Consider the following 13,094-nt stretch of genomic DNA (forward strand, 5'->3'; position numbering starts at 1 on the left):
AAGCGCTTCGATTTCAAATGTCCTATCGAAGTCATGAGCGAAGTGATGCAGAAAGCCTTGGCTATGCAATATGATGCTCCTGCGTCAATTCAATAACCGTGTTGCACTCAGCTCCTGCAACCGCCCTATTGATTAGTCGTTAGCAGCCAGTAACTATACATATTTTAGACCAGCATTAAGGCTCATCACGTATCGGATTTCTCGAAAAACACGGCTGCCTCAAGTTCCAAAAATCTCAACTCAGGACGGAGGGCAACCTGACCGCTATCACTAGTCAGTGGGCTCGAATCCTCGTCCCGGCGCTGCCGCGCAGAATGCTTGACGCATCCTCAAGCCGGCCGATGGCGGCGATCTTGCCGGTTCCTGCGAACCGCGCGGCGGCCTTTGCCTTTGGCAACATCGAGCCCGCCGGCAGGCTGATGTAGTCGAGATCATCCACGCTCAGAGCACTCACCCGTTGGGCCTGCGGCGTACCAAAATCACGGTATACCGCGTCAACATCGGTCAACAGAAGCAACGCATCGGCATCTATCTGCTCTGCAAGCAGTGCGCTGGCAGCATCCTTGTCGATGACTGCCTCCACGCCAACAAGGCTTCCATCGCGCCGACGTACCACGGGAATGCCACCGCCCCCCGCGCAGATGACAATCACATCATTGCGCAGCAGTATCTTCAGCACTGACAAGTCCGGAATTTCAAGCGGCGCCGGCGACGGAACCACGCGACGCCACTTGTCACCATCCTGCGCAATCGACCAGTTGGCGGCAGCGGCCCTGCGCTCAGCTTCGGCCTTTTCGTAGACAGGCCCGACAAACTTGGTTGGCTTCTGAAACGCCGGGTCAGCCAAATCCACCACTACCTGGGTCAACAGCGTTGCGACCGGTTTCTGGTGATTGATGGCATTCTCCAGCTCCTGCTCGATCATATAGCCGATCATGCCTTCGGTCTCGGCACCCAGTACATCAAGCGGGTCGGCGCCAGCAGGTCGATAGGCCGCGCCCTGCAGGGCCAACAGGCCGACCTGCGGCCCATTGCCATGGGTAATCACTATCTGATGGCCTTCCTTGATCAGCTCCGCCAGCGCGGCAGCGGCCTTGTTCACGTTGGCCCGCTGGGTCTCTGCGGTCATGGCCTCTCCCCGCTTGAGCAGAGCATTGCCCCCCAGAGCGACGACGATCAGCATGCTAGCCTCCCAGGGTCGCGACCAGAACCGCTTTGATGGTGTGCATTCGGTTTTCCGCCTGATCGAACACAATAGATGCCGGGCTCTCGAATACCTCTTCCGTCACTTCCATGCAATCGAGGCCGAATTCACGCTGAATTTCAGCCCCTACAGCAGTTTCTGCATTGTGGAAGGCAGGAAGACAATGCATAAAGCAGGCGCGCGGATTACCGGTCTTCTCCATCACCTCGCGGGTGACCTGATAGGGCTTGAGCAACTTGATGCGCTCTGCCCATTTCTCCTTGGCCTCGCCCATGGAGACCCAGACATCGGTGTAGATAAAATCCACCCCCTGCACAGCCTCATCCACGCTCTCGGTCAGCATGAGACGCGCACCAGTCTGCTCTGCGATTTCTTGAGCCTCACGCTGCACGCTCTCTTCAGGCCAGCAGGCACGCGGAGCACAGAGGCGCACATCCATGCCCATTTTGGCGCCACCGATCAGCAGACTGTCGCCCATGTTGTTGCCTGCATCGCCGAGAAAGGCGTAGGCAACCTGATGCAACGGTTTGTCGACATGCTCCTGCATGGTCAAGAAGTCAGCCAGAATCTGGGTTGGGTGAAACTCGTCCGTCAGCCCGTTGTAGACCGGAACACCCGAGTAATCAGCCAGCGTCTGCACCACCTCTTGCCCAAACCCCCGGTACTCGATGGCGTCATAGATTCGGCCAAGCACCCGCGCGGTATCCTTGACCGTTTCCTTGTGACCAATATGGTTCCCGGAAGGCCCGAGATAGGTCACTCTGGCGCCCTGATCATAGGCGGCCACCTCGAACCCAACGCGGGTTCGGGTGGAGCTCTTTTCAAAAATGAGGGCAATATCCTTGCCCTGCAGGCCAGGACGCTCGGTACCGGCGTACTTGGCCGCCTTGAGATCGGCTGCCAACTTCAGCAGAAAAGCGATCTCTTTCGGCGTGTAGTCGCGCAGCGTCAGAAAGCTGCGATTTTTCAGATTGAATGCCATAACCTGTTGTCTCCTGTCCTGTTCACACCGGATCACGTGCCGTTGGGCAGCTCATGCAATGGCCGCCACCACGGCCACGGCCAAGCTCGGCGCCAGGAATCTCCAGCACTTCAATACCGGCTGCTTTCAGCTCAGCGTTGGTATCGTCATTGCGGTCGTAACCGATGACTACGCCGGGACGAATCGCCAGCACGTTGTTGCCATCATTCCACTGTTCACGTGCCCGCTCCTCCTCGGTAGCGCCACCCGTGGGCACAATGTGTAGCTTGCTGTAGCCGAGCACCTCGGCCACGATCTCGAAGATCGGCCGCGGGTCCTGACGGAAATCCAGTGCACCTTCAACATTACCGGGGCGGATGTCGTAGCACACCAACTCATCCGCCACTTCCTTGAAGGTTGTCACCACATCGCCACCGCACAGGGTAAAAACGGTGTCCAGGTGCATGGCCGAACGGGACTTGGGTATGCGGAAAGCCAGCACGCGCTCGACCACGCCGTTGGCGAACAGGGCCTGCGCCAACTGGCCGACCGCTTGCGGCGAGGAGCGCTCCCCCATGCCAACCAGTACCGTCTTGTTGCCGACGGGCATGATGTCGCCACCTTCAAGGGTCGCCAGGCCATGATCGACTGTCGGGTCACCCCAGTGAATGTTCGTGCGGCCAGCGAAGTTCGGGTGAAACTTGTAAATGGCGGTATTCAGCAGAGTCTCCGGACGACGGGCATTCCAGTACATGGGGTTAACCACGACACCGTCATAGATCCAGGCGCTGTTATCCCGAGTAAAGAGCGCGTTTGGCAACGGCGGCAATACAAATCCGTGGTGCCCGATGTAACTGCCGAACAGCCCCGAAGGCTCAAATGGCAACTCCTCTACCGTCAAGCCACCCAGCAGGTGCGTCGCCAGCAGCTCACTCGGAATCTCTTTCATCCAGCTGGCCAGCTCCGCTTTCGCCCCCACCCCTACCTGGTCTGCGGTAATTCGGTGATCGAGCACCCAGCTGCGCGCTTCTGCATTATCGAGGGTTTCTGCCAGTAGGGTGTTGACGTCCAACACCTCCACCCCTTCGTTGCGCATCGCCTGGGTAAAGACGTCGTGATCCTTTTGAGCCTGTTTTACCCAAAACACATCATCAAACAGCAGCTCCTGGCAGTTACCAGGGGTCAAGCGCCGGTGCGCCAAACCAGGCCGGCAGACAACCACCTGGCGCAGACGCCCAGTTTCAGAATGCACACCAAGCTTTTGTACAGACATATCCATTTCTCCATATTCCATTGGTGAACCGCTCAAAGCAGGGTGGAAATGCTCAGAACGACGGTTATGAACAGGATCAAAATAAGCAAAAGAGGCCAGATGAAAGCCAGCCAGCGGTCATAGGAAACCCGGCCAATGGCAAGCCCGCCAACCACGACTGCAAATGTCGGATTGATGAAGTTCACCAGCCCGTTTGCGGACTGATAGGCAGTTACGACGAGGTCGCGTCCTACGCCAGCGAAATCGGCCAAAGGAGCAAGAATCGGCATGGACAGCACGGCCAGTCCGGAAGACGATGGCACCAGAAAACTCATAGCCGCCTCAATCCAGAACATCAGATTGACGAAAGCCAACCCGCCAACCCCGTCCAGTGCTTGTGCTGCACTGTGCAGCATGGTGTCTGCGATCAGGCCGTTTTCCATGATCACCACAATCCCGCGCGCCAGCCCAACAACCAATGCCACACCCAGCAACTCTCTGGCACCGTCAACAAAATGATTGGTGAGGCCCTTCTCACCCAGCCGCGCAATCACGCCGATAACGATCGCAGCGCCCAGGAACAGCGCGCCCATTTGTGCCATCCACCAGCCTTGCGATGAAACGCCCCAGATCATCACTGCGAACGTCACCGCAAACAACACGAGCACAACCGACTGTATACCAGTCAGGTGATCACTATGCTCCTCAGCTTCCTGACGCTTCAGGAAAAAGGCCTTGTGCTCTTCAAACTGTTTGGCAACAGCAGACCTGGACGGGTCCCGCTTCACCCGATGGGCATAGACCATTACGTAGGCGATGCAGATCACCAGACCGCCAAGCAGAATCACGAACCGCGGGATAATCCCGTCAGTGAAAGGAATACCCGCCGCATTAGCGGCAATAACCGTCGCGAACGGGTTGATTGTCGAACCAAGCACACCAATGCCGGCACCGACCAGAATGATCGCCACGCCGGTGACGGAGTCATACCCCGCCGCCATCATCACGGGAATCAGCAAGGCATAGAACGCCAGCGTCTCCTCAGCCATGCCATAGGTCGTGCCGCCGATGGCAAACAAGCTCATGAGTATGGGGATCATCCAGATTTCATGGCCCTTCAGATGGACCATCGCCGACCGTATGCCGGTATCAATGGCGCCAGTGGCATTCACTACCCCAAGAAAGCCCCCAAGAAAGAGCACGAACAGCGCCACATCAATTGCATTGGCAACATAACTGTCCGGATCGTAAAAACCTGCACCGGGTGCCAGCATCACCTCAACGATGCCTTGCGGATTCGGCTCGACTTCATGGTAAGTGCCGGCGACCGCGACCTCACGCCCAACCGCCTCGTTCATCTCGCGGTCAAACTTGCCTGCCGGCATGATCCAGGTGAGACCGGCCATCAGAATGATAAGAAGGAAAAGAATCGAATACGCGGTAGGAAAACGGGAAGCCAGATCCTGGCTCTTATCTTTCTCTAGCTCGGGTGCACTGTCCATTGGACACCTCCAGAAGAATATACGCTATCACCTGCCGTCTGGGCACCACGCAATTACTGGGCAGATATGTTAAAGGCGAAAGCTCAAGCACTGAGCACCCCCCCACTAACATACACCACTGAATGTTTCACGTCCAATACATCACAAAATATGCAGAGTAGATTTGCCGCTATTCGCCCAGCACGAATCTAGTTCGGCATCATGGCACTAGCTGTCCAGCCCGACTGCTTCCGCTTTTAACGCCTCCTTCAAGCACTGATCTACTTGGAGATAGCCATGGTATACCTTTCCTCTGAAAACGGTCTCGGGATCGTATTCGTGAAATTTAGCGAACCACCGAACCTATCGATGTGCGAGCAGGTGTTGCCGTGGCTCTGGCTCGCGATGCCCAAACGCTATTGTGCTTGGGCCAGGGAAACCTGGCGGCAGATGCATCACGAGCACCAGGTAGTTGCGCGCTGCACAGTGGAACGGTTAATGCGTGAAATGGCGATCTGCGGCGTAACACGGGGCAAAACGGTGAAGACCACACAAATCGATCCTGACAATGCCAATCCCTGGGATCTGGTAAGGCGCCAGTTCGCTGCCGTATGCCCCAATCAGCTCTGGATCGCCGATTTCACGTTCGTTTCAACCTGGCAGGGATTTGCTTATGCGGCATTCATCGTCGATGCCTACTCAAGGTTTGTCGTGGGCTGGCGAGTCGGCCGGCACATGCGCACAGAGTTTGTCCTAGATGCTCTGGAACAGGCGCTTCACACTCGTCGGCCTGAGCCCCACCGGCTGGTTCATCACAGCGACAAGGGCTCGCAATATCTGTCGATTCGCTACAGCGAGCGGCTGGGCGAAGCTGGTATTGAACCCTCGGTTGGCAATACCGGTGACAGCTACGACAACGCACTGGCAGAGACCATCAACGGCCTCTACAAGCGGGGGTCATGGAAAAGCGTAGACCGCCTGGAGTAGGAAACACTGAAGTGGGTGACCTGGGGCCGTCTCAAGTTCCAAGTGCAAAACATCATCAGTGAATAGAACCCAGCTGGTTAGTGGCCTGTAGCTGGAGATATTCAACCAGCACCTCAACAGGGAGTTTCCAGCCCAGCGTTTGTCTGGGTCGAGTATTGAGCAGCTCGGCGATCTCGTCCAGGCGTTCCTGACTCACCCGCGACAAGTCAGTGCCCTTGGGAAGGTACTGTCGCAGCAGGCCGTTGGTATTCTCATTGCTGCCACGCTGCCAAGGGTTGTGCGGGCCGGCGAAGTAAATGTTCATCCCGGTGCGGGCGGAAAGCTCTGCATAGCGTGCTGTTTCGCTCCCCTGGTCGTGCGTCATAGTTTTCAACAACGAGGGTGCTATCCGTGCAAGCTCCCGGGTCATCGCCTCTAGCGCGGCATCAGCTGTAGGGGCATCAAGCTTCGCCAGGATCACAAAACGGCTAGTGCGCTCAACCAGTGTCGCTACCGCTGAACGGTTGCCAGCCCCCATGATCAAGTCGCTTTCCCAGTGGGCTGGGACCTGCCACCCTTCGACCTCTTCGGGGCGGTTACGGATGTTCTGTTCAGCAGGGTAGCGCGCTCGGCGCTTGCCTTTGCCCTGACGCAGGTAGGCAATCAGCTGACGCTTCAGCTCTCCGCGCGGGTAGGCGTAGATAGCGAGGTATATGCTTTCGTGGCTCACGTGGCGTTCCGGTCTGTCTGGCAAAAAGACCTTCAGTCTGGCGGCTACCTGCTGTGGTGAGCAGCCCATGGCGAGCATCTTCACGACCACCTGCCATAGCTCGCTGTCAGGATGCAGGTGCCGAATGTCGCGTGGCAAGCGGCACCGCTGCGCTGACAGCTACTCGGCGGTGGAACAGCAATAAGCGTCATGCTGACGATTACGCCTGAGCTCTCGGCTAAGGGTGCTGGGCGACCTGCCGAGCGCGCTGGCGATTGCTCGAAGGCTATGGCCGGATTGGCGCATAAGCATCAAGGCGACACGGTCCTCGATGCGCAAGTGCATATAGTGACTTGGCACGACAACTCCTTACATTAAGTGTTGCACTCAGCTCCTGCAACCGCCCTTCGAAAATCATTTTTGGCATAACTGGGTTGCTGGTTAACTTCGGAATCTGGATCCCTTAATTCCGTTCGGTGCGACTTCTCAGTCAAAATCTTCAAATTGTCAGGTGTGCGCCGGAGGATCCATACGGGCTTACCCTGCCATTCCACAGTCATCATAGCGCCAGGTTCAATCTTCTCTGGATCCAGTTTAACCGGAGCACCGGCCGCCTTTGCCCTAGCACTGGGATTCCATGTTTGTACGAGAGGTGTAGCAACCCCGACCAAGCCTGCGCCTGCCACAAATGATGTTGCGACAGTCAAAAACCAGCGCCGCTGCTCATTTACTTTTGTCATATTTTTAATACTCCCATCTGATTCTTCACCGTATTGCTAAAAAATCATTTCTGCGCCGGACTAGGTTTCGCTTTCGTCCTAGCCGGGCTTTTATTTATAGGCTCGCTAGATTCATCAGGTCGATGAATACCGACCAGCTTGGTCCGCTTGAGCAACAGGGCATTGATTGCGACGACGGCGGAGCTACCCGACATCGACAGTGCTGCGATCGCGGGGCTAAGCACAAACGGGTAGAGGACACCAGCTGCGAGCGGAAATGCGATCACGTTGTAGCCCACTGCCCACCATAGGTTTTGGTGCATCTTGCGTAGGGTTGCGCGTGACAACTCAATTGCTCCAACGATATCGTAGGGGTCACTTTTCATCAGTACCACGTCGGCACTTTCCATCGCCACATCGGTGCCGGCACCGATAGCAAAGCCAACGTCCGCCTGGGTAAGTGCAGGCGCATCGTTAACACCGTCGCCCACCATCCCGACCCTTTTACCCCTGGCTTGTAACTCCTTTACTTTCGCCGCTTTTTGGTCTGGCAGCACATCGGCCATTACGCTTTCGATGCCAAGGTCCGCAGCAATACGCTTAGCCGTACCAGCGTTATCACCGGTCAACATTACTACTTCAATACCGCGCTCGCGCAGCTTCGCCACAGCGGCTTTGGCTGTTGGTCTCGCTGCATCGGCGATAGCAATGAGCCCAATTACCCTGCCCTTCTGGGCCACATGAACCACTGTACGGCCTTCGCCCTGCAGTCTCGTGGCAGCGGCTTCGAGGGCACCGAGAGCAAGATTTTGTGTATCCATCAACAGACGGTTACCTAGAAATACGGTGCCGTCTGCGGTTTCTGCTTGCGCGCCCATGCCATCAATACTTTTAAAACCTGTGGGCGCAGTAACGGTCAGCTCTGATGCGCGGCGCAAGATCGCCTGTGCAAGCGGGTGTGCGGACCCCTGCTCGACAGCCGCGGCAGCTAGCAATACCGCATCTTCGGTAATGCCTGCTGCCATCACCATCTCAACGACTTCTGGCTTACCGATGGTGAGGGTACCGGTCTTGTCAAAAATGATGACGTTAAGCTTGGTGGCGTCTTCCAGAGCAGAAGCGTTCTTGAACAGGATGCCATTCATGGCGCCGAGGCCGGTGCCCACCATCACAGCCATGGGCGTGGCGAGCCCCAATGCGTCCGGGCAGGCGATGACGAAAACAGTAATAGTCAGTGTCACTGCGAACAACAGCGGCTGACCGATCCACCAGAACCACACGGCAAACGTAACCAATCCGACGACGACCGCGGCAATGACCAGCCACTGAGCGGCCTTGTCCGCAAGCAATTGCGCAGGAGCTTTTGAGTTCTGCGCCTCCTGCACCAGTTTTACGATCTGTGCCAGCGCGGTGTCGGCGCCCACCTTGGTTGCCTTGTAGCGAAAGCTGCCACTGGTGTTGATTGTCGCGCCTATCACCGTATCTCCAGGGCCCTTCTGCACCGGCATCGACTCCCCGGTCAGCATGGACTCATCTACCAGAGACTCACCTTGTTCCACCAAGCCGTCGACCGGGATTTTGTTGCCCGGCCGGATCACTACTAGGTCTCCCGCCATCACTTCAGAGGTCGATACTTCTATTTCGGAGCCATCGCGGATAACGCTTGCCTTTGGCGGGGCAAGATCCATTAGTGCGGTGATCGCAGTCGAGGCACCAGCGCGGGCGCGCATTTCCAGCCAATGGCCGAGCAGGATAAAAACCAGCAGCACGGTAACGGCTTCAAAAAACTGATCGCTCTCGAAAAAGAACGTGGCGCCGACACTGAACAAATAACCGGTGCCAACAGATAGCACCACCAGCACTGCCATGTTTAGTACGCCGTTCTTGAGCGCGCGCCAGGCGGCTACAAAAAACGGCCAACTTGGATAAAGAATGGCGACACTGGCGAGAACAAACAGCCATAGGTTAAGCTCAAGACCGAATGGCGGAGCGGGTGGCGTGAACAGACCCCCCATTGGCGAATAAACAAAAATCGGCAGGCTGAACGCAAGACATACCCAGAATCGATTGCGCATGTCGCGCACCATCGCTGCCAAATCCTTTCCGCCGCCATGACCCATCTCATGCGCCATCTCCGCCGACTTGGCCCCCTTGCCGTCGGGCTCAGCGTGGCCCTTGTGAAGAGTGGCCGCTGCCGATGGAGTAAAGTCAGGCTTGGGGGCTTCAGGTGCAGGCTTGGAGACTGTATCGGATTTCGCAGCAACCGAAGCGGGTGCTGCGGGTTGTGGATCCTGCGTTGCGTGCCTTTCGTGGCCCCCGCTAGCGGGAGGGGCGGCCCGCCCATCGGACTCATTCTCATGCTGGTGCATCACCAACTTAATATCGGCGACATTGAGCTGAGTTTCGTCGTAACGCACGGTAGCGCTTCCTGCACCATAATTCACCGTAACGCTTTCGACACCGGGGACCATACCGATTCGTGCTTCAACCTCATATAAATTCAACAAGGACAACATGTCGCTGACATTTATAACGCTCGTTTTCATCATATCGCCCTCATTGGTTTCATTTACAAAATGCTTGTACATCTCTGGCGGCGTGCCAACAGGCCACTTCAGGGATTAATGGCCGTACGGCACACATGCTTTGGCAGCATCTCGCCGCTACAACGATAACCACACTTATGGATTCTAAGTTTTATGTCCTCAAGGCCAACAAGCGTCTCGTCATAGATCACGGTCGCACTGTCGCCGACATAATTGACCTCTGCCTTCTCGATGCCTGACATTTTCATAAGTTGTTTCTCGACGCCCCTTGCACTAAGCGCTGAGAGCATTCCGCCTACTTCAATCACGTTAGTTTTCATTACTGCTCCGAATTGATGTCTGAGAAAGTCGTGTTACCCACGCGATTACTTCGCAAGATGAGCGTTTTCGAGATTTGATATATCATAGGAAAATACGATCTGAGGGTCCGGCTGGACAAGCTGCTCAACCTTGTCTGCATAATGCAGGCGACTAAGCACGTCTTTAATGATATTGAGCCGCGCCAGACGTTTATCGTTGGCGCGCACAAGCGTCCACGGCGCCATTGGGGTGTGGGTTCGTGCAAGCATCTCATTGCGGGCCGCGCTGTACGACTTCCAGTACTTCAGCGCCTGCTTATCAATTGGGCTTATCTTCCATTGCTTGAGCGGATCTGTTTTGCGGTCATCCAGACGTTGCTTCTGTTCCGCCTTATCTATATCGAGGTAGTACTTGAGAAAACTGATACCCGAACGTACGAGCATGTTCTCGAAATCGGAAACTGAGGTCATAAACTCCTCATGTTCAGCCTCTGTACAAAAACCCATAACCCGCTCAACACCAGCCCGGTTATACCAACTACGGTTGAAAATCACGAGCTCCTGAGCCGCCGGCAAATAGGGAACATAACGCTGGAAATACCACGATGTTCGATCCCGATCTGAAGGCTTACCAAGTGCCACGACGCGCGTTTCGCGGGGGCTCAAATGCTGGACGATGCGTTTAATCACGCCGTCTTTTCCTGCGGCATCTCGGCCTTCCAAGATAATCAGGATCTTATCGTCACACTCAATGAAATGACGCTGCAGCTTGACCAACTCGACCTGCAGCTGATGAAGGTTATTCTTGTACTCCTTTTTAGTAATCGGGACCGTGTGATCACCTGCGTACTGATTGTGAGTATTTTTGCTCATGACTATTTCCTCACCCAGATTCGATATAGAAAGTTATAAACAGACACATAAACGAGCCCGGCATAAGCACCGTAAAGAAAGCTTTCGACCAATCCGATACCAAAACCACCCCAACTATTCGGTTCGAATCCAGGCAGAATTTGTTGAAGAAAAACAGACATATGAATGCTTCCCGGCGTTACCAGGCCGAACACAACACAAAAAATAAACGTAAGCGTGGTGAATATTGCTAAAGACCATGTCACGACTTTAATATTCAACATTTGAATGCATCCTTGTTTATTGACCTTAGCACCTAATGGTCAATGTTGAAGACCCTTACCCTTTTTCAAAGGGCGTTTCTCGCCCTCTTTCACAGCAGGCTTATTCCCTGCTTGATGTCCGCCGTGGCCATGGCTTCCATGGCCAAACATATGCATCGCTATGAAACCAGCGCCAAATAAAACCCAAACCCAGTTTTGCGAAAGCCATTCCATGATTTACTCCTTTATTTATTATATTTTATTCTGCTGACCTCGCTCTTACACTGACCTGGATCAACTTAATGACCGGTATTTAATTTTTCTTTGTCTAGGCTACTATTTACTAAACTTTTGGAAGGCCTCGGACAAAACTATGCATATGTAATAAACCGCGCGATTTGAAATACATAGGACAAAGATTCAGAGTAATAATTCGAGAAATTCAATCGCTTAGCTACACGACATATTTTAGGCAAAAAAAAGCGCCTATTAAGGCGCAAAACATCTCTTCTGAAGGAATTAAAATTGCAATAGATGTCAAGATTAAGTGAACCAATGACTTTTCTGAAAATCATTAAAGTACTAGGTCAATATAAGTCTCCATAAAAAATCACTTGGCCAATTTCAAATTCGTAAGGAATTTGAATAATATGAACGTGTCGCACACTAGCGCTTCAAAAAACCTCGAACGGATATTCTATGATCAGACGAACTTCATCGAGGTCGGCTTCGAACTCAGTAGCGCGAGTAGTTGCTTGACGAAGCCTAAAGGTCAAGCCTCTAGCCTGACCACTTTGGACAATATAGCTCGCTTCAACGTTACGCTCCCAACGCTTCTGATCTGTCAGCGGAGCGCCATTCCCATCACGTCGGACGTAGACATCGTTAGCTCCAGAATAATTGGCGCCCTCTCCTTGCGCGTAGCGCGTCATCAGACTAAGTCCGGGGAAACCAAACGCCGCCATATCCAAGTTATACCTGATCTGTCGAGAATTTTCTTTTGGCGAATTAAAGTCGCTATATTGAATCGAGTTGTCCAAATAAATAGAGCCTGACTGACGCAGGTAATCGAAGTCGTCATCCCCACTATTTCTTTGCAGCGCAAGGGTGATCGTATGAGACCCAAACTGCAACCCCACATTACCACTGTATATATCGTTATCAAATCGACCTAGCAATTCACGCCCTTCATCGACTGCCTTGTAATAGTTAAGGCCACTAATAAGTGTTAGATTATCTGCCAATGGGTAAGTAAAGGTCATTCCAGCATAGTGCTGGTCCCATGCATCCTTTAAACGACTGGTGTAAAGACTTACATTCACGCTATCACTTACCTCATAATCGCCACCAAAATAAGCAATCCAAGGTGAGTCAACTGAACCCGCATACCAAGTAGTGAAATCTCCACTCAGGCTGCTCGTATTAGGTTGATTCATTGAATGAAGGCGGCCCGCTTGCACAGTCAACTTGTCTACGTCTGTGCTGACCAAGCTAAAGCCCCGAAAGCTTTGCGGAAGTAATCGATAGTCACCATAATATACTACCGGTGTCTGCGGAAACACATCGCCGGCTTTGAATTCGGTATCTTGGAATCGAGCTTTTATTGCTCCACCAATTTTCGAGTAGCTACTTTCAGGACGGCCATCACTATCATAGGTCAACACGTCAACAGAGCCGCCTGCGCCTGAACGTCCACCACCAGAATCCAGCTTGAGTCGGCGGTCTCAGGGTCTAAGTGCAACACTCAGTTGATGGTCTGAAGGTTATTGCTCTGCGAGAGCTGAAGGTATTCAACAAGCACCTCCACCGGGAATTTCCAGCCTAAAGTCTGTCGTGGCCGAG

General features: G+C 54.1%; 10 protein-coding genes and 3 pseudogenes. 1 reads left to right on the forward strand and 12 read right to left on the reverse strand.

Going from position 1 to position 13,094, the window contains the following annotated elements:
• Positions 1 to 274: 274 nt before the first annotated feature.
• The 4 genes from arcC to H4J77_RS18105 are packed head-to-tail and all read right to left on the reverse strand — an operon-like array spanning position 275 to position 4,919.
• Positions 275 to 1,183 (reverse strand): carbamate kinase, encoded by a 909-nt coding sequence (arcC, locus tag H4J77_RS18090; RefSeq protein WP_182249828.1) that lies wholly within the window; start codon positions 1,181 to 1,183, stop codon positions 275 to 277.
• Between the two features lies 1 nt (position 1,184).
• Positions 1,185 to 2,186: an ornithine carbamoyltransferase gene (gene argF / locus H4J77_RS18095; protein ID WP_182249830.1), complete on the reverse strand. Its 1,002-nt coding sequence runs from the start codon at positions 2,184 to 2,186 to the stop codon at positions 1,185 to 1,187.
• A gap of 22 nt (positions 2,187 to 2,208) precedes the next feature.
• Positions 2,209 to 3,438 carry an arginine deiminase gene (locus H4J77_RS18100; RefSeq protein WP_182249832.1) on the reverse strand — a complete coding sequence of 410 codons (1,230 nt, stop codon included), beginning with the start codon at positions 3,436 to 3,438 and terminating at the stop codon, positions 2,209 to 2,211.
• A gap of 32 nt (positions 3,439 to 3,470) precedes the next feature.
• Positions 3,471 to 4,919 (reverse strand): YfcC family protein, encoded by a 1,449-nt coding sequence (locus H4J77_RS18105; RefSeq protein ID WP_182249834.1) that lies wholly within the window; start codon positions 4,917 to 4,919, stop codon positions 3,471 to 3,473.
• 408 nt (positions 4,920 to 5,327) lie between these two features.
• Here H4J77_RS18105 and H4J77_RS18110 point away from each other — a divergent pair.
• Positions 5,328 to 5,882, forward strand: a pseudogene (locus H4J77_RS18110) (IS3 family transposase); the annotation flags it as partial.
• A 58-nt stretch (positions 5,883 to 5,940) separates the two neighbouring features.
• Here the strand turns inward: H4J77_RS18110 and H4J77_RS18115 are convergent.
• From H4J77_RS18115 to H4J77_RS18150, 8 genes and pseudogenes are all read right to left on the reverse strand, one after another.
• Positions 5,941 to 6,918 (reverse strand): annotated as a pseudogene (locus H4J77_RS18115) (IS30 family transposase).
• 29 nt (positions 6,919 to 6,947) lie between these two features.
• The gene (petA, locus tag H4J77_RS18120) at positions 6,948 to 7,313 is read right to left on the reverse strand and encodes a ubiquinol-cytochrome c reductase iron-sulfur subunit (protein WP_182249838.1); all 366 of its coding nucleotides are present in this window, start codon (positions 7,311 to 7,313) and stop codon (positions 6,948 to 6,950) included.
• Positions 7,314 to 7,357: 44 nt separating this feature from the next.
• Positions 7,358 to 9,838, reverse strand: a complete 2,481-nt coding sequence (locus H4J77_RS18125) for a cation-translocating P-type ATPase (RefSeq protein ID WP_182249848.1) — start codon at positions 9,836 to 9,838, stop codon at positions 7,358 to 7,360.
• Between the two features lie 68 nt (positions 9,839 to 9,906).
• Positions 9,907 to 10,158, reverse strand: a complete 252-nt coding sequence (locus H4J77_RS18130) for a cation transporter (RefSeq protein WP_182249840.1) — start codon at positions 10,156 to 10,158, stop codon at positions 9,907 to 9,909.
• A gap of 45 nt (positions 10,159 to 10,203) precedes the next feature.
• Entirely contained in the window at positions 10,204 to 11,010 is an 807-nt protein-coding gene (gene ppk2 / locus H4J77_RS18135; protein ID WP_182249842.1) for a polyphosphate kinase 2, read from the reverse strand.
• Positions 11,011 to 11,012: 2 nt separating this feature from the next.
• The gene (locus H4J77_RS18140) at positions 11,013 to 11,273 is read right to left on the reverse strand and encodes a DUF5676 family membrane protein (protein ID WP_182249844.1); all 261 of its coding nucleotides are present in this window, start codon (positions 11,271 to 11,273) and stop codon (positions 11,013 to 11,015) included.
• A gap of 39 nt (positions 11,274 to 11,312) precedes the next feature.
• Positions 11,313 to 11,486, reverse strand: coding sequence for a DUF2933 domain-containing protein (locus H4J77_RS18145; RefSeq protein ID WP_182249846.1), 174 nt, complete (start codon positions 11,484 to 11,486; stop codon positions 11,313 to 11,315).
• A 440-nt stretch (positions 11,487 to 11,926) separates the two neighbouring features.
• A pseudogene (locus H4J77_RS18150) lies at positions 11,927 to 12,967 on the reverse strand (OprD family outer membrane porin); the annotation flags it as partial.
• Positions 12,968 to 13,094: the final 127 nt, after the last annotated feature.

This window comes from Pseudomonas sp. 5Ae-yellow, from assembly GCF_014077575.1.
GTDB classification, from domain to species: Bacteria; Pseudomonadota; Gammaproteobacteria; order Pseudomonadales; family Pseudomonadaceae; genus Halopseudomonas; species Halopseudomonas neustonica.

Excerpts from the sequence above, each read along its gene's own strand:
- arcC (WP_182249828.1), bottom strand. The coding sequence starts at position 1,183 with ATGCTGATCGTCGTCGCTCTGGGGGGCAATGCTCTGCTCAAGCGGGGA.
- argF (WP_182249830.1), bottom strand. The coding sequence starts at position 2,186 with ATGGCATTCAATCTGAAAAATCGCAGCTTTCTGACGCTGCGCGACTAC.
- H4J77_RS18100 (WP_182249832.1), bottom strand. The coding sequence starts at position 3,438 with ATGTCTGTACAAAAGCTTGGTGTGCATTCTGAAACTGGGCGTCTGCGC.
- H4J77_RS18105 (WP_182249834.1), bottom strand. The coding sequence starts at position 4,919 with ATGGACAGTGCACCCGAGCTAGAGAAAGATAAGAGCCAGGATCTGGCT.
- petA (WP_182249838.1), bottom strand. The coding sequence starts at position 7,313 with ATGACAAAAGTAAATGAGCAGCGGCGCTGGTTTTTGACTGTCGCAACA.
- H4J77_RS18125 (WP_182249848.1), bottom strand. The coding sequence starts at position 9,838 with ATGAAAACGAGCGTTATAAATGTCAGCGACATGTTGTCCTTGTTGAAT.
- H4J77_RS18130 (WP_182249840.1), bottom strand. The coding sequence starts at position 10,158 with ATGAAAACTAACGTGATTGAAGTAGGCGGAATGCTCTCAGCGCTTAGT.
- ppk2 (WP_182249842.1), bottom strand. The coding sequence starts at position 11,010 with ATGAGCAAAAATACTCACAATCAGTACGCAGGTGATCACACGGTCCCG.
- H4J77_RS18140 (WP_182249844.1), bottom strand. The coding sequence starts at position 11,273 with ATGTTGAATATTAAAGTCGTGACATGGTCTTTAGCAATATTCACCACG.
- H4J77_RS18145 (WP_182249846.1), bottom strand. The coding sequence starts at position 11,486 with ATGGAATGGCTTTCGCAAAACTGGGTTTGGGTTTTATTTGGCGCTGGT.